At 34.5% G+C, this 18,484-nt stretch carries 21 protein-coding genes and 1 other RNA gene; 5 read left to right on the top strand and 17 right to left on the bottom strand.

Features of this window, described 5'->3' with window-relative positions; translation table 11 throughout:
• The first annotated feature begins 185 nt into the window (after window positions 1–185).
• Window positions 186–482 carry a bacteriocin immunity family protein gene (locus I583_RS05050; RefSeq protein WP_010760276.1) on the top strand — a complete coding sequence of 99 codons (297 nt, stop codon included), beginning with the start codon at window positions 186–188 and terminating at the stop codon, window positions 480–482.
• A gap of 92 nt (window positions 483–574) precedes the next feature.
• Here the strand turns inward: I583_RS05050 and I583_RS05045 are convergent, their stop codons facing one another.
• Together I583_RS05045 and I583_RS05040 are read right to left on the bottom strand one after the other, a co-directional pair.
• Window positions 575–2,026, bottom strand: a complete 1,452-nt coding sequence (locus I583_RS05045) for a 6-phospho-beta-glucosidase (RefSeq protein ID WP_010760275.1) — start codon at window positions 2,024–2,026, stop codon at window positions 575–577.
• 76 nt (window positions 2,027–2,102) lie between these two features.
• Window positions 2,103–3,950, bottom strand: a complete 1,848-nt coding sequence (locus I583_RS05040; protein WP_010760274.1) for a beta-glucoside-specific PTS transporter subunit IIABC — start codon at window positions 3,948–3,950, stop codon at window positions 2,103–2,105.
• Window positions 3,951–4,200: 250 nt separating this feature from the next.
• Between I583_RS05040 and I583_RS05035 the strand changes: the two genes are divergently transcribed.
• Window positions 4,201–4,797: a histidine phosphatase family protein gene (locus I583_RS05035; protein ID WP_010760273.1), complete on the top strand. Its 597-nt coding sequence runs from the start codon at window positions 4,201–4,203 to the stop codon at window positions 4,795–4,797.
• Between the two features lie 59 nt (window positions 4,798–4,856).
• Here the strand turns inward: I583_RS05035 and I583_RS05030 are convergent, their stop codons facing one another.
• Together I583_RS05030 and I583_RS05025 are read right to left on the bottom strand one after the other, a co-directional pair.
• On the bottom strand, window positions 4,857–5,750 hold the full coding sequence (locus tag I583_RS05030) for a MurR/RpiR family transcriptional regulator (protein WP_010760272.1): 894 nt from the start codon (window positions 5,748–5,750) through the stop codon (window positions 4,857–4,859).
• A gap of 22 nt (window positions 5,751–5,772) precedes the next feature.
• On the bottom strand, window positions 5,773–6,165 hold the full coding sequence (locus tag I583_RS05025; RefSeq protein WP_010760271.1) for a MerR family transcriptional regulator: 393 nt from the start codon (window positions 6,163–6,165) through the stop codon (window positions 5,773–5,775).
• Window positions 6,166–6,291: 126 nt separating this feature from the next.
• Here I583_RS05025 and I583_RS05020 point away from each other — a divergent pair, with 126 nt between their 5' ends.
• Both I583_RS05020 and I583_RS05015 read left to right on the top strand, forming a co-directional pair.
• Window positions 6,292–6,609 carry a carboxymuconolactone decarboxylase family protein gene (locus I583_RS05020; protein WP_010760270.1) on the top strand — a complete coding sequence of 106 codons (318 nt, stop codon included), beginning with the start codon at window positions 6,292–6,294 and terminating at the stop codon, window positions 6,607–6,609.
• A gap of 22 nt (window positions 6,610–6,631) precedes the next feature.
• Window positions 6,632–7,432, top strand: a complete 801-nt coding sequence (locus I583_RS05015; RefSeq protein WP_010760269.1) for an MBL fold metallo-hydrolase — start codon at window positions 6,632–6,634, stop codon at window positions 7,430–7,432.
• Window positions 7,433–7,474: 42 nt separating this feature from the next.
• On the opposite strand, the gene I583_RS05010 is transcribed toward I583_RS05015, so the two are convergent.
• The 4 genes from I583_RS05010 to I583_RS04995 form a co-directional block, all read right to left on the bottom strand.
• The gene (locus I583_RS05010; protein ID WP_010760268.1) at window positions 7,475–8,455 is read right to left on the bottom strand and encodes an aldo/keto reductase; all 981 of its coding nucleotides are present in this window, start codon (window positions 8,453–8,455) and stop codon (window positions 7,475–7,477) included.
• Between the two features lie 291 nt (window positions 8,456–8,746).
• Entirely contained in the window at window positions 8,747–9,493 is a 747-nt protein-coding gene (locus tag I583_RS05005) for an SDR family oxidoreductase (protein WP_010760267.1), read from the bottom strand.
• A gap of 22 nt (window positions 9,494–9,515) precedes the next feature.
• Complete coding sequence (locus tag I583_RS05000; RefSeq protein ID WP_010760266.1) at window positions 9,516–9,854, bottom strand: cyclophilin-like fold protein; 339 nt, start codon at window positions 9,852–9,854, stop codon at window positions 9,516–9,518.
• Between the two features lie 160 nt (window positions 9,855–10,014).
• Window positions 10,015–10,590: a DapH/DapD/GlmU-related protein gene (locus I583_RS04995; protein WP_010760265.1), complete on the bottom strand. Its 576-nt coding sequence runs from the start codon at window positions 10,588–10,590 to the stop codon at window positions 10,015–10,017.
• Window positions 10,591–10,711: 121 nt separating this feature from the next.
• Between I583_RS04995 and I583_RS04990 the strand changes: the two genes are divergently transcribed.
• Entirely contained in the window at window positions 10,712–11,578 is an 867-nt protein-coding gene (locus I583_RS04990) for a LysR family transcriptional regulator (protein ID WP_010760264.1), read from the top strand.
• A 232-nt stretch (window positions 11,579–11,810) separates the two neighbouring features.
• Here I583_RS04990 and ssrA read toward each other — a convergent pair.
• From ssrA to I583_RS04950, 9 genes are all read right to left on the bottom strand, one after another.
• Window positions 11,811–12,178, bottom strand: a transfer-messenger RNA (tmRNA) gene (gene ssrA, locus I583_RS16425).
• Between the two features lie 141 nt (window positions 12,179–12,319).
• Entirely contained in the window at window positions 12,320–12,643 is a 324-nt protein-coding gene (locus tag I583_RS04985) for a DMT family transporter (RefSeq protein WP_034683140.1), read from the bottom strand.
• A gap of 160 nt (window positions 12,644–12,803) precedes the next feature.
• Window positions 12,804–13,226: a VOC family protein gene (locus I583_RS04980; protein ID WP_010760262.1), complete on the bottom strand. Its 423-nt coding sequence runs from the start codon at window positions 13,224–13,226 to the stop codon at window positions 12,804–12,806.
• Between the two features lie 75 nt (window positions 13,227–13,301).
• Complete coding sequence (locus I583_RS04975; RefSeq protein WP_010760261.1) at window positions 13,302–13,781, bottom strand: GAF domain-containing protein; 480 nt, start codon at window positions 13,779–13,781, stop codon at window positions 13,302–13,304.
• A gap of 111 nt (window positions 13,782–13,892) precedes the next feature.
• A complete protein-coding gene (locus I583_RS04970; protein ID WP_010760260.1) occupies window positions 13,893–14,627 on the bottom strand; it encodes a response regulator transcription factor in 735 nt (244 codons plus the stop codon).
• 16 nt (window positions 14,628–14,643) lie between these two features.
• Window positions 14,644–15,801, bottom strand: a complete 1,158-nt coding sequence (locus I583_RS04965; protein WP_010760259.1) for a histidine kinase — start codon at window positions 15,799–15,801, stop codon at window positions 14,644–14,646.
• Between the two features lie 346 nt (window positions 15,802–16,147).
• The gene (gene cutD / locus I583_RS04960) at window positions 16,148–17,098 is read right to left on the bottom strand and encodes a choline TMA-lyase-activating enzyme (RefSeq protein ID WP_208854724.1); all 951 of its coding nucleotides are present in this window, start codon (window positions 17,096–17,098) and stop codon (window positions 16,148–16,150) included.
• 17 nt (window positions 17,099–17,115) lie between these two features.
• Window positions 17,116–17,394 carry a hypothetical protein gene (locus tag I583_RS04955; protein ID WP_010760257.1) on the bottom strand — a complete coding sequence of 93 codons (279 nt, stop codon included), beginning with the start codon at window positions 17,392–17,394 and terminating at the stop codon, window positions 17,116–17,118.
• Window positions 17,394–18,410: a DMT family transporter gene (locus I583_RS04950; RefSeq protein WP_010760256.1), complete on the bottom strand. Its 1,017-nt coding sequence runs from the start codon at window positions 18,408–18,410 to the stop codon at window positions 17,394–17,396. Before I583_RS04950 ends, I583_RS04955 begins: the two co-directional genes overlap by 1 nt.
• Window positions 18,411–18,484 lie beyond the last annotated feature (74 nt).

Here is an 18,484-nt window from a genome sequence, read left to right as displayed (position 1 = left end):
AAACTTTTTTACATTACCATCATCAGTTCCAATTTTGACATACCACAATTTACTACTACATGTACAATAATCCAGGTGTAACCTAACTATAGTTTTGACAATTTTGCTATACTATCAAACATAGTATATTCAACAGAGGATAAAGAAGAACTAAAATCATGTGTACTATTAAGGAGCGAAATTTTATGAGCAAATTAAAATGGTATTCTGACGGAAACGAACGGGGAAAAAAAGCAACAACCATTATCACAGAATTGTTGCATGATTTAAAAACAGAATCAGGAAACGAAGCTCTACAAAACGTGTTAGAGAGTTATCTTGAGGAGTTAGGAGAAAAGGTGACTTCTGTTCCTATGGTTTTGAGTCGTATGAACATAGATATTTCTAAAGCAATCAGAAATGAAGGGGATCCTTTATCTGATCATCAATCTAAAAAATTAAAAGAGTTGGCTTCTTTATCCATGATTAGATATGGCTATTAAACATGTAAAAATGGTACAACTCCTATGTAACTAAGAATCAATCATGAGACATTTTTACAACACGATTGATTCTTTTCTTATGAAGCTATTACTTACTTCACATTATTCAAATTTTCACTAGAAAGGTTTTCCCCATTTGTCTCAATTACCTGCTGATACCAATAAAAAGATTTCTTTTTAAAGCGTTCTAATGTGCCATTTCCTTCGTCATCACGATCTACATAAATAAAACCATAGCGTTTACTCATTTGACCTGTACTGGCAGCAACTAAATCAATACATCCCCACGTTGTATAGCCAAGCAATTCTACGCCATCAATCTCTACTGCATCTTTAAATGCTTGAATATGTTTGCGTAAATAATCAATACGATACTCATCTTCTACATAACCATTATCATCTGGCGTATCAACTGCACCTAAGCCATTTTCAACAATAAATAAAGGCTTTTGGTAGCGATCATATAGTTGATTCAATGAGTTCCTTAAGCCTAATGGATCAATCTGCCACCCCCATTCAGTTGAGGGTAGGTGTTCATTTTTTATTGACGCAAAAATATTCCCAGTTGATTGCTCATAATCTTCTGAATGGGCACTCACTGTCCGTGAACAATAATAAGAAAAGGTTACAAAATCAACCGGTGATGCCGCCAGAATTTCTTCATCTCCTGCTTCCATCACAATATGTAACCCTTCGCGCGCTAATTTTTTCAAGGCATAATTGGGGTATTTCCCCCGTGCCTGAACATCAATAAAAAAGTAGCCTTCACGATCACGATTAATCGCTTCTTGATAGTCTTTTGGTCGACATGTATAAGGGTAATGGCTACCACCTGCCAACATACAGCCAATCTGATTTTTAGAATCAACATCATGCGCAATTTTTGTTGCCATAGCACTTGCCACCAATTGATGATGTGCAGCTTGATATTTAATTTCTTCTTGATTTTCACCTTCTTTAAAGATAATTCCGCCACCAACAAATGGCTGATGTAAGATGATGTTGATTTCGTTAATTGTTAACCAATACTTAACTAAGCCTTTATAACGGTTCAAAACAGTTTCAGCATACCGTGTATAAAATTCAACCAACTGACGGTTCTTCCAGCCACCATAAGCTTTAATCAAATGAACGGGAACATCAAAGTGAGCAATCGTCACTAATGGTTCAATCTGGTGCTTTCTTAATTCTTTAAAAATAGCTTCATAAAACGCAAGACCTTCTTCATTTGGTTTAGCGTCATCTCCATTTGGGAAAATACGAGACCACGACAATGACATACGATAAACTTTAAACCCCATTTCCGCAAATAATTGAATATCTTCCATATAACGATGGTACATATCAATTGCCTCTTTTGCAGGGTAATAATAACCGTCCTGCCAATCTAACATTTCCAACTCACCTAAAGCAACTTTCTTACGATCTTCACCACATGGTAATACATCAATATTAGAAAGCTTTCTGCCACCTTCTAATACACCACCTTCTGCTTGATTTGCAGCTGTTGCCCCACCCCATAAGAAATGTTTATCTAAAGTCATATATTTACAGCTCCTATTCTTTTTTCAAAACTATTAATCTTAATTATTATCCATTTAGATGATTATTCTATTATCTTTACACTTTAACGATTAATACTTCTTCACTATTTGCTAATTGTCCTTTAGTTATTAATTCAATTGAAGAGTATTGAGGGGTATTGGTTATCACAACTGGCACTTGCGTTTCATAGCCAGCTTCTCTTATTTTTTCCAAATCAAAATTTAGGATTACCTGCCCTTTTTTTACTGTTTGTCCCGATTCTACCAAAGTATCAAAATATTGACCTTTTAACTCTACAGTATTTAAACCTACATGAATCAACAGTTCTATTCCAGTATCCGACACAAGTCCAATTGCATGTTTTGTTGGAAAAATAGCCGCAATTTTCCCATTAAATGGTGCAATTACTTTCCCTTCTATTGGTTCAATAGCAAACCCCTTACCAAGAGCCCCCGATGCAAAAGCGCCATCTTGTACTTCACTCAAGGGCATGACATTCCCTTTAATAGGATTAGCAATTGTTGTATCCTCTAAAATAACTTCTTTAACTGATGGTAGTGTTACTTCTTTTTCAAATTTAAAACTTAACACATAGGTTAATACGGCTGATACGACTGCTGAAATGATCAAAGCAATCACAATATTCCAGAAAAAAGCCATCGAATTATCACCAATATAAAGTAAAATTGCAGGTAAACCAGATGACCCTGTTGCAAAGCGATGTGTATTCGTTAATCCAGCATATAAACCACCCGCTCCACCACCAATCATAGCCGCAATCAATGGGTATTTTTTAGGTAAATTCACACCATATAATGTTGGTTCAGTAATCCCCATGTATGCAGTAATTGAACCCGATACTGCTAGTTGCTTCAATTTTTTATCTTTTGTTCTAAATGCAACTACTGCAGAAGCCGTTGCTTGAGCAATATTTGAGCAAACACAGCCTGGCCCAAAAATACTATCATAACCAAGCTCTGCCATTTGCATCACCCCTAAAGGAGCAACACCATTGTGAAGACCAAACATCACCATAATCGGCAGAAAACCACCGATCAAGACTGCTGGTACCCAACTAGCATTTACACTTAAAAACGTAAAGAATGCTGCAAGGTAACCACCAATAATGCTACCAATCGGACCTAGTACTGAAAACGCCAAAGTTCCCATAATTAGAAAAGTCAACATTGGCACAAAGACTAATTCAACTGATTTTGGTATCACACGATTGAGAAATTTCTCTACATAAGACTGAACGAAAATAATTAAAAGAATCGGAATAACAGAACCAGTATAAGTAGCTAAGGTAAAAGGAATAAGATCAAAGAATTTAACTGGCTCCCCTGCTGTGACTAATACACCCCAATTTGGATGCATCATCATCGCTGCGACAGATGCCGCCAAGATAGGATTGCATCTCAATTTTTGAGCAACTGTAAAAGCTAAGATCATTGGTAAGAAGAAAAATACACCATCTGCAAATAAGTTTAATAAATAATACGTTTGTGATTCTACAGAAACAACCTTAAAAACAACTAACAATGCTAGAACAGCCTTCACCATTCCAGCTCCAGATAAGGCAGGAATAATTGGCTGGAATGTACCAGCTACAAACTCAATAATGCTATTAAATATGCCTTTTTTCTCAGATGATGGTTCATTTTCTGCAGTAATATCAACTTTTTTCTCAATCTCTTCAAAGACATCTTTCACATGCGTTCCTATGACAACCTGATGAACGCCTGCATTAACTAAATAAGTTGCGACTCCTTCTAATTCACCAAGACCATCTTTATCTACTTTTTGTTCATCTACTAGTTTAAAACGAAGGCGTGTTTGACAATGATAGGCATCTGCAATATTTTCCTTTCCACCTAACGTCTCAATAATGTCTTGAGCCAACTGTTCATATTTTTTACTCATGGAGTTCTCCCTTCAATGTAACAAGATCCTATTTTGAATCCACCGGTTATTCAACTCTTGTTTCTAATCGAACTTTACCACTTATTGATAGCGTTACCAATAGTTTCAAAACATCTCGAAACATATTTCGGAAAATAAAGGAAAAAGTTGAAATTATTGAAATCTGTTTCATATTTCCTTGAATTTTTAACGGAAATGATTGACTTAAAGCTCGCTTTAAGACTTATAATGAGCTTGAGGAGGTGTATAAATGAAAAAACAGTTGTATCTTATGCGTCATGGAGAAACTCTTTTTAATGTGCTAGGAAAAGTCCAAGGTGCATGTGACTCTCCATTAACAAACAAAGGAAAAATGCAAGCAAAACAAGCTGCAACATTTTTTCAAGAAAATCAAATTCACTTTGATCATTACTACTCATCAACCCAAGAGCGTGCTTGCGACACATTGGAAATCATTACCAATAGCAATCACTTTTATCAACGTAAAAAAGGCTTGAAAGAAATGAATTTTGGACGATTTGAGGGAGAAAGTTCGGAGCTACAGCCAAAAGGTTCCCACAATTTTGAAACTTTCTATGAACAATTTGGAGGTGAAACAGCTCGGGATGTTCAAAAGAGAATATGCCATACGCTTCTCTCAATTATGGAGCAGGAGGATCATCAAAAGGTTTTGGCAGTATCGCACAATGGCGCGTGTTTTTACTTTTTAAACTCTATTTGGAAACATTCTGACAGAAAAATTCCTACTTATTTTCCAAACTGTGCCATTTTCATTTACACTTATGAAAAATATCAATTTGACCTCACTGATATTATTGACCCATCAAGTAAAAAAAGTATTCTTTAATCTGGTTATGAAGACAGGTAAAAAGCACTTGGTCAAAAATATCCAAGTGCTTTTTATGATTAAAATTTTTCAGATAACTCTTTAAAAGTAGCCTGTCTTTTAGACTCTAATAATTTTGAATTTGTAATTTTATTCCTTCTATTGACTTCATAATCAAGTGAAAATACCTTTGCGAACAGAGCATCGAGAATAAATAGAATGGATTCCTGTGTCGCAAAATTGGCTATCTTGGAATATAATTTTTCTTTACTAGAAATATTAAGGACAACATCTGAGTAATCCCTTAAATAGTTTTCACCACCGCTTGTAATACTAATGATTGGTACTGAATTTTTCATTAATAATTTTACATTGCTGGTTGGGTTGTCATCAAAGCTACTTCCAGAATAAGAAATCATAATCGCACAATCTTTGTTATTCACTGTTTGTGTGATAATACCACTTTCACCCGAATTGGCCATGATTGCTTTCTTTTGAATCGATAACAAATTTCTCTTAATCAGTTCACCGTAATAATAATTTGGACTCGTCCCATAAATCACAACGCTATTTGCACGATGAATAAGTTCTGCAGCTTTGTTAAGATCTTCTATAGCAATCAAAGAAACCGTATCTTTGATACTCTGAATTTTTAAAGTCGCAATACTTTCAATGATTTCTAACGTATCGTGTTGAGCTAAAAATGGAAAGTTAGGATCAACATCTACGTAAGCATTATCGTCATGATAGGCCACTTCATGAGTAAAAGCATACATGAATTCTTTCCAACCTGAATAGCCAAAATATTTCGCAAATCGAACTAAGGTTGGCTTAGACGTAAAGGTTTTCTTGGCAATCTCTTCCATCGAGTAAGATTTTAGTTGGTCACGATTTTCAAGAATAAATTCACCAATCACTCGTCGGGCATCATTTTGCTTAAAGACTGCTTCTTCAATTCTTTGAAAAAGATACATTTTCATTTCCCTCCAGTTTAAACTAGCCTAGTTCTTTTTCCGTAACTATCTCTTCCTCATATTTTTTTATTTTAACATCATAATTCGCGATTTTCTTTTCTAATTTAGCAACAGTTCCATTAATTAATGCCTGTTTCTTTAAAAGTTTTTGATATTCATCCAACAAAATCTCTTTTCTTTGCGTCAACGTTTGTTCCCCAATTTGATATAACTCTGAATATTTTGAAAGAGAATGAATAGACAATCCTGAATCTCTCATACATTTAATGAATTCAACCCAATTTAAATCCTCTTCTTGAAAATCTCTAGTTCCCGATTGGTTACGGGTAATCGCCGGCATTAACCCTTGACTCTCATAGTAGCGAATCGTAGCAGGTGTCATATCATATTTTGCTGCAACTTCTGAAATATTCATAGTAATCAATCCCTCTTCTATCATTTAAGTATTTGGTCATTCTATCTTACCAGTATTTCCACTTGATTTAAAGTGCACTTTAAGGTGTATACTTTAAACAGATGCAACATTAGGAGGTTATCAATTATGACAAAAATTACAGCAGGCCGTGACCAACTCGGTGAATTTGCACCAAAATTTGCTGAACTAAATGATGATGTTTTATTTGGACAAGTTTGGTCAAGAGAAGAGGAGTTGAATCCACGTGATCGCTCAATTGTTACAATTACAGCTTTAATTTCTGGAGGCAATTTTGAACAGTTAGTCTTTCATATGGGAAAAGCAAAAGAAAATGGGGTTACTCAAGAAGAAATGGCAGAAATCATTACTCACCTTGCCTTTTATATTGGATGGCCTAAAGCTTGGTCAGCTTTTACAATTGCTAAAGATATTTACAAAAAATAATGTTCTTGGAGAGGAGAAAATAATGAACGAACAATCACAAGCAACACCACCAAAAACCATTTCGTTTGGCGCAGAAGCCTTTCAAGAAAATCATCATACTGAAATCCGATGGCTAGGAAATTCAGGTATATTTTTAAATAGCAGAGGCTATTGCATGATGGTTGATCCAGTTTTAGAAGGATTTGATTTGCCTTTGTTAATTGAAATGCCAATCAAAACGGATCAAGTACCACATTTGGATAGTATTCTTATCACCCATGCTGACAATGATCATTTTAGTATAGCAACCTTAAAAAAATTACTACCGCTGACAAATGCTCTACACGCACCTAAATATGTAGCTGGACTAGTTAAAGAAAAAATGATGTTTGAAGCATTTGGTCATGAAATACATGCTTCTTTTAACGAAGGTCCATTAAAAATAACATTAACACCTGCTGACCATTTATGGCAAAATGAAAGTAAAAAATACGATCGTGTCTTTAAATTAGAGGACTTTTGTGGATTTTGGATTGAAACACCAGATGGAACCTTATGGATTCCTGGCGATTCCAAGTTATTAGCATCTCATCTAGAAATGCCTGAACCTGATGCGATTCTCTTTGATTTTTCTGATAACGAATGGCATATTGGCTTAGATAATGCGATTAAACTTGCTAACACTTATCCAAATGCTGCTTTACTTTTGTCTCATTGGGGAACAGTGGATGCTCCTCATATGAATGTTTTCAATGGAAATCCAGCTGATCTGATTCATAGAGTAACCAATCCTGAAAGAATCCAGATAATGGCTGCTGGAGATCGTTTTATTTTAGGAAAATAACAAAAAATACTTCCCATTCATTAAAGAACGGGAAGTATTTTTTTAGACGTGTCCCACTACTTTGTGTGGGATATAAGGTTCTTCTAAATAAAGAACATCTGCTTGACTTAATTTAAAATCTACCGCGCCCACCGCTGTTTCGATATGATTCATTTTTGTTGCGCCGATAACAGGTGCAACTACTGGATTTTTTTGTAGTAACCATCCTAAGGCAATATTCACTTTATTGGTCTCATATTTGGCAGCCAATTCAGCAACGCGATCTATAATCATCTGATCTTTATCCGCGGTTTCATCATATTTAGCTTTTTGTGCATCATCGGTGGTGCTTCGTTTGGTTGCTTCTGAAGTACTTCTAATTAATCGCCCTGATGCCATTGGACTATAGGGTGTAAGTGCAATTTTTTCAGAAAGACAATAGGGAATCATTTCACGTTCTTCTTCACGATAAATCAAATTTAAGTGGTTTTGCATAGAGACAAATTTTGCCCAACCATTTTTTTCTGCTATATTATTTGCTTGTTGAAATTGATAAGTATACATCGCGGAAGCACCAATATATCTTGCTTTACCAGCTTTAACAACGTCATTTAATGCTTCCATAGTTTCTTCAATCGGTGTATAGGGATCCCAACGATGAATGATATATAAATCCACATAATCTGTTTGCAGACGCTTCAAACTCTGATCTATTTGAGACATAATAGCTTTTCTTGATAATCCCTGACCGTTTGGACCATCAAACATTTTTTGATGAACTTTTGTCGCTAGTACAATTTCATCTCGATTGGCGTAGTCCTTCAATGCTTTGCCTAAAATTTCTTCACTTCTACCTAAAGAATAAACATTTGCAGTATCAAAAAAGTTGATACCCAGTTCTAGTGCTCTTTTGATTAATGGTCTGCTCTCTTCTTCTTCAAGTACCCATTTATGAATCCAATTTTTAGGGTCTCCAAAGCTCATTGCACCTAAACAAATCCTTGAAACATCTAGTCCAGTATTGCCTAATTTTGCATACTCCATTTTTATCATCCTCTCCGTCTTGTACTTGTTCTATTTTTTATTATACAACTTAAAGCACACTTTAACGCAAGGCTTAAATTTTAATTTAATTGATTTGTTTTGTGTAATTATCTATACCCTGAAGTTTTCTATTTCATTTAATAACATTGATAAAAGGACACATACCTCAAACGACCCATTCATAGAGAGTCACGAACAATGTTAGAATCAATTTGACTTTCTCTATGAAATTAGAGCCTATTTTAACCTAGATTCAGTGAGAGCAGTTTCTTTAAACGAAGCTGTTATATATCACCATGGCTGACTAGTTGGCCCTACTGTAAATTCATTGACATTTACATCTTCAGGCTGATCAATTGCATATGCAACAATACTTGCCACACGCTCTGGCGCAATACCATATTTATCATACAAACTAGTCATTCCATCAGCAGTTTTTGAATCTGTAATTTTATCAAGTAACTCTGTATTGATTGCAGCTGGATAAATTGTGGCGGTACGGATATTGGTTCCTTCTTGCGCTGATTCCATTCGTAATACTTCCATCAAATCACGAATCGCCCATTTCGTTGCACCATAAACAGCTCCTCCTGGGTAAGCTTTGAGTCCAGCTACGGATGATGTTGTCAGTACATGTCCGGATTTTTGCTCAATAAAGTTGGGTAAGACTGCTGCTAGACCATTCAGTACTCCTTTGATATTGATATCAATCATTTGGTCCCACTCATCTTCTTTGAGTGCAGATAATGGGGAATTAGGCATAATACCAGCATTTAAAAAGATAACATCTACCTTTCCATACACAGAAATAGCAAAATCTACTAATTTTTGATTATCGATTCGCTTAGTTACATCTGTTACTAAATATACTGCTTCACCTGAATTTTCTTTGATTTTTGCAACAATTGTTTGTAATTTTTCTTCTCTGCGTGCTGCTAATACTACTTTTGCTCCTTTTTCAGCTAGTAGCATTGCTGTTGCCTCACCAATTCCTGATGAGGCTCCTGTAATAATCACTACTTTATCTTTAATCGCCATTTGTCTCGCTCCTTTGTTATTTTTATAGTGTCAATATGACATTGATTGCTACTTTCTTTGATATAAAATCGAGTTGATCAGCTTCCTTTATTTTGCCTATTTTAGTATATGAATAATTAGTAGGAAATGTTTCATAAAATAGAACAAGACAATCTGAACCAAAAAGCATGACAGCTCCTTTTTCGATTTTGCCTACTTGTTCAACTTGTGTTGGTAACGTTTCTACTAAATAAGTATACTTTTCGTTTCCGTGCAAATCATTCATTTTTAGATTCATTGGAAGTCGAGCTAATAGTTCTTTCGTTGTTTGATTCGATTCCAATTCAATTTGAAACGGTTTATTTTCAATAGTTATGTTCATAACAGTTACTTCTCCGTTTGCTTCTAGTGAGTATTTCCCTATATCGTTATATTCCGTTTTTGAAATTTTTAATACTGTATCTTTTTTGGACGAAATTGCCGTGCACCCGGAACAAATCATTACGCTTATAAATAAAAGAAATAAAAAGTCTGCTATTCTTTTACAGTTCATCTTCTTCAATCTTTCGAACCACTTTGGCTGGACTTCCTACAACAATCACATTATCAGGAACATCTTTTGTTACTGTTGAATCCGCTGCAACAATCGAGTTTTTTCCAATTGTAATACCAGGTAAAATGGTCACATTTGCCCCAAGCCATGCATTCTTCTTAATATAAATCGGCTCTACTTTAATTCCGCGTCTTTTTTTAGGAGAGATCAAATGATTCACTGTAATTAATCTAGATCCTGGGCCAATCAACACTTGATCTTCAATCGTAATCCCTCCTAAATCAACAAACGTCACATTTTGATTAATAAAAATATCTTTTCCAAATGTGATATGCTTACCGAAATCAGTGTAAAAGGGCTGCGAAATTTTTACGGATGGATCAATTTTTTGACTAGTAATTTCTTCTAAGTATTGTAAAATCTCTTCATTAGAATAATATTGTGCGTTCATCATCATAATCAATCGCTCGTTATGCTGTTTAACTAAATGAATTTCTTTAAATATGGTTGAATCTTTTAAAATCTCTTTTCCTACGATTTTCTGCTGTAAACTTATATTTGACATTTTCTTTCCCTCCTTATTCATTAAATTTTCACTACCCAAATTATACCTGAATCGTTTATACTTAACTAATACCAATAAATCATACACAACTATTCTTTTTAACTATAGGAAGGGGTATTAAATGGAACTTCGTGTATTAACATACTTTTTAACTGTTGCAAGAGAAAAAACAATTAGTAAAGCGGCTGAAGTTTTACATCTATCTCAGCCAACGCTTTCAAAACAATTAAAAGAACTAGAAGAAGAGCTTGGTGTTACCTTATTTACTAGAGGAAATCGATTTATCACATTAACGGAAGATGGTATCTATTTAATGAATAGAGGAAAAGAAATTCTATCTTTGGTTGAGTCAACAACAACAAACCTTATTAAGAATGAAGTCATTAGTGGACAGATCACTATTGGTGGCGGGGAAACGCAAGCGTTTGAGTTTCTTGGACGTATTCTGCATGAACTTAGAGACAACTATCCAGAAATTAACATACACCTTTATAGCGGAAATGCTGATGATGTATTGGAAAAAATTGATAAGGGACTGTTAGATTTTGGGCTGGTTATCGACCCCGTAGAAAAACAAAAATACGAATATATTCGCCTGCCTTTGATTGATTCCTGGGGAATTTTAGTCAATAAATCACATCCTCTAGCTAACCAAAAAACAGTCCAGCCAAAAGATATTCAACATACACCTTTGCTCATTTCAAATCAATCATTCGTTGATAATCAGCTGTCCGAATGGTTTGGAGGAAATATAACACACCTAAATGTTGTTGGCACATATAATTTACTTTATAATGCCTCATTGTTGGTAAAAGAAGGTATCGCAAGTGCCCTTTGCATTGACGGCATTGTGAATACGGCTAATACAAATCTAGTCTTTATTCCCTGTTCACCACTATTAACCGCAAATATCAACATTGTTTGGAAAAAAGATCAAATCTTTTCAAGTGCTTCAAAAGAATTTCTACGTCTACTGAAATTGGTTTAGTTATATCTGCTACTTATTAATAATCAGATTGATACTTTATCACACTTTTTAACTTATTTGAGAAAGGCTAGATTTAAAAAAATTAGTACGATAAAAGCTATTTAAACTTAATGGCAATGTAAAATACTTGAAAAAATCATTTCATTTTCTAAAAATAAAAAACAGCTATGAATACCCACTAAAGGCATTTACAGCTGTTTTTCGTTTTAACTTTTGGTCTCACATTTACTAAAAATGGAGACGGCGGGAGTCGAACCCGCGTCCAAACACATTGCCACTTAAACTTCTACGCTCATAGTCATACTATTTTAAGGCTTCGCTGAAGTTCATGCCGCATAACAGGCCCAAACTCTCGCTAGTCTGATGATCTCTTCTACATTTTACAGACGGAAAAATGTAGCGTATCCCACTTAATTTGAGACCCTTACCCGAGCACATGGGCGATGCCGGGAGGATCTTCACCTGCTGTTTTTACGCAGCTAGAGCGAAAGTATTGTTTTCGTTTTTAGCAGTTATATTTAACTGTAACGTTTTTACGTAGACGTAACCTACGAAACGCAATTCAAGCTCAACTATGCCTGTCGAATCCGTAACGTCCCCGTTAAGATTAAATAGCATAATATACGCTTTTATTAGTATAACATATTCATCTTGATTTTTAAAGGATCAGGTGCTGCTTCTTCACCTTTCTATTTATAGCGAAATAACACTTCTTGAAATAATTTTTCATTTCTAAAAAAATTAATGTCCAGTTCCAAAAGTATTGACTAAAACCGTACCAATCACGATAAAACCAATACCGATAACGGTTGGTGTATTGATTTGTTCTTTCCAATAAACCACTGAAAAGATCGTGATCAAGATGATTCCGACTGCTCCCCATAATGCATATGCAACATTTAATGGCATATATTTTATCGCTTTAGACAAACTATAAAAACAGACAACATAAGCAACTAAACATTCTACCGATGGCACTAACTTACTAAATCCATCCGTTGCTTTTAGTAGATTTGTTGCTATAACCTCACTTATTATGGCAATAAATAGATATAAATACCCAATCAAAATTTTCCCCTCCTTATCTAATAACTAAATCATTATATCAAAATTCCACCCAAATTGAACGTAGATTTTTCTATATAATCAAAAAAACCATCAATAGATTTAATCGTTCAAAATCCATTGATGGTCTCTTATTTATTTTAGCTGATTCTTTACAAAATTAGGACTCAATATAATAATTCAGCATCCAATTGATTCCAAATTTATCAATGACCATACCATATTTTTTAGACCAGAATGTTTCACCTAAAGGCATCGTTACTTTTCCACCTTCAGTTAAACGTTCGAAAATACGATCTATTTTCGCTTCATCTTCTGTGCTTATCACTAAAGAAACATTATTTCCTTCAATAAACGTCAAGCCCATTCCATCCGGCACATCAGAAAACATCACGGGTACACCCTCAATTGTCATTGATGCATTGATAATCAGATTTTTCCAAGCTTCTGGTGTTGGATGTTCTGGATCTTCCGGTGCATCCGCAAACGTCATAACATCTTCACATGTTAAGTCAAATACTGTTTCATAAAATGCAATTGCCTCTGCCGCTTCATTCTTAAAATTTAAATATACTTCTAGCATTGGTTGTCATCCCCTCACTCTATTTTTTATGATTATCTCATGCCAAAATAGATTAAGCGAAAGGGATGCTCATATTTACCTAAAATTGGTATCTTTTAAAAGCGCTGCAACAAATTGTTCTAAGTACTTCTGATCTGTTTCATCATAACCATGAGTTACCGAACTATCTAGATCTAAAACGCCAAGCAGTTTTCCGTCCTTGATCATTGGTACGACAATTTCAGATCGTGCAGCTGAATCACAAGAGATATAATTTTTATGATTTTTTACATCATCAACAATTAACGTTTCACGTTTTTCAGCAGATTCTCCACACACACCTTTACCCATGTTAATACGAGTACACGAAACTTTTCCTTGAAACGGACCTAATACCAGTTCTACTTCATCAAATAAGTAATAACCGGCAAAAACTGTATTAGGTAACGCATCTGCCAATAGTGCAGAAGAATTGGCGAGGTTCGCGATTTTATCATGTTCGATTTCAATAATTGCAGCTTGTTGCTGTACTAAAAGTTGATATGTAGCAATCTTTTCTTCTTTTGTTTTCCACATTTTCAGTTCACACTCTTTTCTATATTTATAATAGGAAATAGTTTAATTATTTTCTTATTATATTATAGACTTAGTCTAGCAAATTTTGAATTGTTTTATTCCATTATTTTCTTATTTGACTACTTCTTGTTTACGATACTCATGTGGTGTCATTTTTAGATATTTCGTAAATACTCTGGTAAAATAGGAAGAATCAGCAAAACCAACTTCTGTTGCAATTCGATATAATGGCAAATCAGTTTCATGCAACAGACGACAGGATTCTTCGACTTTCAAGATATTGATATAGTCATTTACACTGATTCCAAGCTCCTTGCGAAATAATCGGCCGAAATACTGTGGATTTAAATAAACATGATTTGCAATATCGTCAATTGTTGTCTTTTGTTTAAAATTCTTCTTGATAAATTGAATTGCTTTATTGACTCCTTCACTAAATTGCTTATTGTAACTTTCAGAAAGCGTGTATTTCTTCTTACGCTTCATGAACTTATCTAGATGCTGCATCATTTCTTTTTTCGAATATGGTTTTAGTAAATAGCCTCGAATATTATAGGTCAATCCTTGGCTCAATAAATCGAAATTAGAATAGATTGATGTCCAAATTGTGTAAATCGTTGGTTTGATCTGGAGCATTTCTTTTTGTAATTCTAGTCCATTTATCCCAGCTACTTCAATATCCATTACAACTAATTCAGGTTGAAATATTCTAGCTTTAGATAGTGCTTCGATTCCATTTTGGACTTCCACTACATTTAAATTTTCTCTCTGATAGTTTTCTTTGATAATCTCTTTTATAAATTGGCGTTCCAACTCATCCTCTTCAACGATCATTATATTTTTCATGTACATCACCTTCTGGTCATACTATTAATCCTTTTGAAGCTGGAATCACAACTTCCACAATTAACTTATTAGACATTTCTACCACCTGAACATGCGCTTGATCTCCTAATAATTCAATCAATTTCTTGTTGCGGTTGGCCACTGTATGTAGAAATTCTTCCTCTACAACCAATTCTCTTTTTCTATCTAAGTGAATTTGCTCTTGAATCGTAATGATAATATTTCCATTGGTTTTTGTTACTGTAAATAGTAGAGAAAAATCATCTCCATATTTTGGTAATCTAATTTCTAGTAAATTTTCTACAATTGGAATCAACGTCATTACAGGTATTCGATATTGTGTCAATTCTTGGGGAAGATTGACTTGATACGATAATCTCTTTATAGACCTTGTTGTGCTGAGTTCTAAGTAGTCATTTAAATAGCTGAATGCTTCTTCCAAAGAAACACAATGATTTTGTGATTGATAATTGTAACGGATAACACTGGAAAGCTTATAAACAGCCTCTTCTAGATCAGGATTTTCATTAAAATGAGCTAACCTTGCCAATGTAGTCAGTGAATTGAATACAAAATAAGGTGTCAATCCTTTGATATTATCCTGATTTTCTATATGTTCTATTTTTTGAGATAAAATTTTTAGGTTATTCTCCGTTTTCTGTTTTTCTTTTTCCAATTTTTCCATCGTTAAAGTTTGAGATAAAAAAGCTGCAAACACTGAAGCAAAATTTTCAACTTTTTCTAAATCTTCCACTTCAAAAAGGTTTAAGATATTCATTCTTTCATTCGCACCAGCTATATCGATATCAGATAAGATCAACAAGTTGATATCTGTTTCATCTTTAAAAAATGGACCAAAAATCAATAATCCTCGTTCGTTCCCACAGTATTGAAACGGATAGATAAATTTACTTAGTCCATAACTACAGCGATGACAATAGGAAGAACTTCTCTTCTTTCTAAAAATACCGCTGCTAGAGGGACAAGATGAACAATCCATCGCTCTCTTGCAGAAGCTTTGGTTTGCTTTGTCATTTGTTGAACTCACTTTAGTTAAAAGTTGAAAATGCGGACGGACCTTAATCGGAAACCTTTTCAATAGCTCTTGAGATTGCTCAATCGTTTGCTGAGAAAGCTCTGAGCTGGTGTAGATAGTGAGATAAACATTTTCCACACTAATTGCTCCTTTTTAATACAATTTTTGTCATACATACAGTATAACATAAATAACATTTACTACAATTTTAGCTTTTAAATTACTATGACTAAATGATTATATAATGTATTAAATCAGGGGCGTAACAAATGAATATTCGCAATAAATACTTTTGCTACTACAATTTTTTATCAGCTCAATCTATACTAATTTTTACTCAGGCTATCCGATATTTTTTATCAAGTTTTAGTTGCTCTTTTTTGTTGATTTGTCTTCTTATCATAACTTTCAGAATAGATCAAAGGCTTCAATTCAATCCTATCAGTCTACTTTTGTTTGATTTTTGTTTAAGCTAACTTAATTCTCAATGTTTGACTACTCTAATTGGTAAATCGAATTGAGCCATGTATTCTCTGATTTTTTCAAGTTCTTCATCTGTATACGACATGTCAACATCTTGCAATGGATAATTTTGTCCTAATTGTTCATATTTTGCAACACCCAATTTGTGATAGGGTAAAATATCGATACTTTTCAGGTAACCATTGGTTTGGATTTTTTTAATATATAAAATAGTTGCTTTTAACGTTTCGATAGAATCATTTAATCCTTTTATCAATGGCATTCTAACAGAAATAGTTGCTCCTGCTTGAAACAGCTGTTCCAAGTTTGTCATGATACGATCATTTCTTGCCCCCACTAGTTCGCGGTGTCTTTCAGGATCAAAATGTTTCACATCAAATAAAAATAAATCCGTCACATCAACAAATTTTTCCATTATTTCCCACTTCGTATAGCCACAAGTTTCAATTGCTGTATGAATGCCATTCTTTTTGCATTCAGCTAAAAGTTCTACTGCAAAATCTCCTTGATACGTCACCTCACCACCGCCAAGAGTAACGCCACCATTGGAGCTCATATAAAACAACATATCTTGTAAAATAACATCCATCACTTCAGTAACTGTCATATCTTGCCCCATCACTGTCAAAGCATTTTTTGGACAGCTTTCTTCACAAATACGGCAACCGCTACAAGAAATTTCTCGATCAACAAAGTGTTTCTTTTTTCCATCTGTCGTCGTACGCATTTTATGAATATTTTTTGGGCAATGCTCTACACAAATACCACAATTATCACATATTGATTGTTGTTTCATTACTTGAAAGCCTGATTCTACACTTTCTGGATTTGAGCACCATTTACACCGTAATGGGCAGCCTTTAAAGAAGACTAGCGTACGAATCCCATCTCCATCGTAAATAGAATACTTCTGAATATTAAAGATCCGGGCCGTTTTTATGGCTGGTAACATCTTACTCACTACTTTCATTATTTTTTCGGTAAATATTTTCTTAGCATCTCTTTTCCAGCCTCATTTATTTGATACGTCGTCAGTAGTTGATTTTGTTTATTGATATATGCATCTGCTTCGTCTAATAACCCATTTTCCTTTAATGCAAGGACATGATCTAAAAATGCTGCTTCATTAAATTGCTTCTCTGCACCATATTCTGGATGCAAACAAGTCATCAATTCTTGAAAATGCATTTTTTTCTCTTCTAATTCTTTTAATACACGAAAACGTAACGGTAATAGATTTTCTGCCATTATGCTGCCTCCTTTTTGAAAAATGAGAGTGGATTGACTGAGACCATGATTGCCCCAAACGTGATTAATAGTGCACCTATGATAACAGTTGATGTAATCGCTGAAAAATCTTGAGAAACAACAGCTGAAAAAATAATTCCCCACATAACATACGTACTATTTAACGCCATCCCTTTCGCAACACCACACATACTATTTGCGTTATACCACTGTAAAAAAGATACCGCAGCAACTAATGCCGCTAAAGCTAAAACAGCTAACGTTTTTGGTGATTGGAACACCTGTTGAAAAACGCCTAACCCATTTACTAAAGGCATCACGATCAGGAAAAATGTTAAACCAGATGTAATATCACGAATCGTAATCGTTACCTTAGGGTCTAAAACAGAACCACCGAAGGCTGAAAGTACACCTTCCAATCCCCATCCTAAAGCAGCGATTGCTGCACAAATAATCCCTAAATAAAAATTCTCTACATTACCTGCTGGAGGTGTATATGAAATAACAATAGCACCTACTACACAAATCCCCATACCTGCCCAAACACGCTGAGTAATTTTTTCTTTTAAGAATACAGCTGAAAGCAACGCTCCAACTACTGGGCACAAAGCTGAAATCGGCACAGCATAAGTTGGTCCTGCAAAAGCAATACCTAGAAGATACGCACCTTGCGCAATCGGACCACCCATTAAAGCAGCTAAACACGTCATTTTTCCTGGAAATAATCTCAAACTTCTTAAAATCTCTTTTAATCTTCCTTGATAAGCATTATAAATAATCAACCAAATCGCGGCTAAAAAATCATTGAATCCCGCAAAAACTAAAGGTAAGGCATAGGCATTAGGTTCATCTGAAAAGAGAAACAACGAAATTGCTAAAGCTAGTAATGCACTATTCAACCCAAAAAGTAAGCCCGAAGACAAACCATTTAACAAGCCTTTTCGCTCAAAACTAGTTGCTTGTTTTATTTTTGCTTGTTCAACTGTAGCCCCACTTAAGTCATTTACATTATTCATTCTTTTTCCTCCCTCTATAAAATGGATTTAAGATAAAAGTTGTTTAATCATCCCGATTTGTTGGAATAGACCAA

Source organism: Enterococcus haemoperoxidus ATCC BAA-382, assembly GCF_000407165.1.
Taxonomy (GTDB): Bacteria; Bacillota; Bacilli; order Lactobacillales; family Enterococcaceae; genus Enterococcus_L; species Enterococcus_L haemoperoxidus.
The sequence above is the reverse complement of the archived record's forward strand: the minus strand, read 5'-3'. Positions and strand labels throughout refer to the sequence as shown.

What these genes read in the sequence shown, in the direction of transcription:
- I583_RS05035 (WP_010760273.1), top strand. Translation starts at nt 4,201, where the DNA reads ATGAAAAAACAGTTGTATCTTATGCGTCATGGAGAAACTCTTTTTAAT.
- I583_RS05045 (WP_010760275.1), bottom strand. Translation starts at nt 2,026, where the DNA reads ATGACTTTAGATAAACATTTCTTATGGGGTGGGGCAACAGCTGCAAAT.
- I583_RS05015 (WP_010760269.1), top strand. Translation starts at nt 6,632, where the DNA reads ATGAACGAACAATCACAAGCAACACCACCAAAAACCATTTCGTTTGGC.
- I583_RS05020 (WP_010760270.1), top strand. Translation starts at nt 6,292, where the DNA reads ATGACAAAAATTACAGCAGGCCGTGACCAACTCGGTGAATTTGCACCA.
- I583_RS04970 (WP_010760260.1), bottom strand. Translation starts at nt 14,627, where the DNA reads ATGAAAAATATAATGATCGTTGAAGAGGATGAGTTGGAACGCCAATTT.
- I583_RS04980 (WP_010760262.1), bottom strand. Translation starts at nt 13,226, where the DNA reads ATGCTAGAAGTATATTTAAATTTTAAGAATGAAGCGGCAGAGGCAATT.
- I583_RS04990 (WP_010760264.1), top strand. Translation starts at nt 10,712, where the DNA reads ATGGAACTTCGTGTATTAACATACTTTTTAACTGTTGCAAGAGAAAAA.
- I583_RS04955 (WP_010760257.1), bottom strand. Translation starts at nt 17,394, where the DNA reads ATGGCAGAAAATCTATTACCGTTACGTTTTCGTGTATTAAAAGAATTA.
- cutD (WP_208854724.1), bottom strand. Translation starts at nt 17,098, where the DNA reads ATGTTACCAGCCATAAAAACGGCCCGGATCTTTAATATTCAGAAGTAT.
- I583_RS04975 (WP_010760261.1), bottom strand. Translation starts at nt 13,781, where the DNA reads ATGTGGAAAACAAAAGAAGAAAAGATTGCTACATATCAACTTTTAGTA.
- I583_RS05005 (WP_010760267.1), bottom strand. Translation starts at nt 9,493, where the DNA reads ATGGCGATTAAAGATAAAGTAGTGATTATTACAGGAGCCTCATCAGGA.
- I583_RS05040 (WP_010760274.1), bottom strand. Translation starts at nt 3,950, where the DNA reads ATGAGTAAAAAATATGAACAGTTGGCTCAAGACATTATTGAGACGTTA.
- I583_RS05050 (WP_010760276.1), top strand. Translation starts at nt 186, where the DNA reads ATGAGCAAATTAAAATGGTATTCTGACGGAAACGAACGGGGAAAAAAA.
- I583_RS05010 (WP_010760268.1), bottom strand. Translation starts at nt 8,455, where the DNA reads ATGGAGTATGCAAAATTAGGCAATACTGGACTAGATGTTTCAAGGATT.
- I583_RS05000 (WP_010760266.1), bottom strand. Translation starts at nt 9,854, where the DNA reads ATGAACATAACTATTGAAAATAAACCGTTTCAAATTGAATTGGAATCG.
- I583_RS05030 (WP_010760272.1), bottom strand. Translation starts at nt 5,750, where the DNA reads ATGTATCTTTTTCAAAGAATTGAAGAAGCAGTCTTTAAGCAAAATGAT.
- I583_RS05025 (WP_010760271.1), bottom strand. Translation starts at nt 6,165, where the DNA reads ATGAATATTTCAGAAGTTGCAGCAAAATATGATATGACACCTGCTACG.
- I583_RS04995 (WP_010760265.1), bottom strand. Translation starts at nt 10,590, where the DNA reads ATGTCAAATATAAGTTTACAGCAGAAAATCGTAGGAAAAGAGATTTTA.
- I583_RS04950 (WP_010760256.1), bottom strand. Translation starts at nt 18,410, where the DNA reads ATGAATAATGTAAATGACTTAAGTGGGGCTACAGTTGAACAAGCAAAA.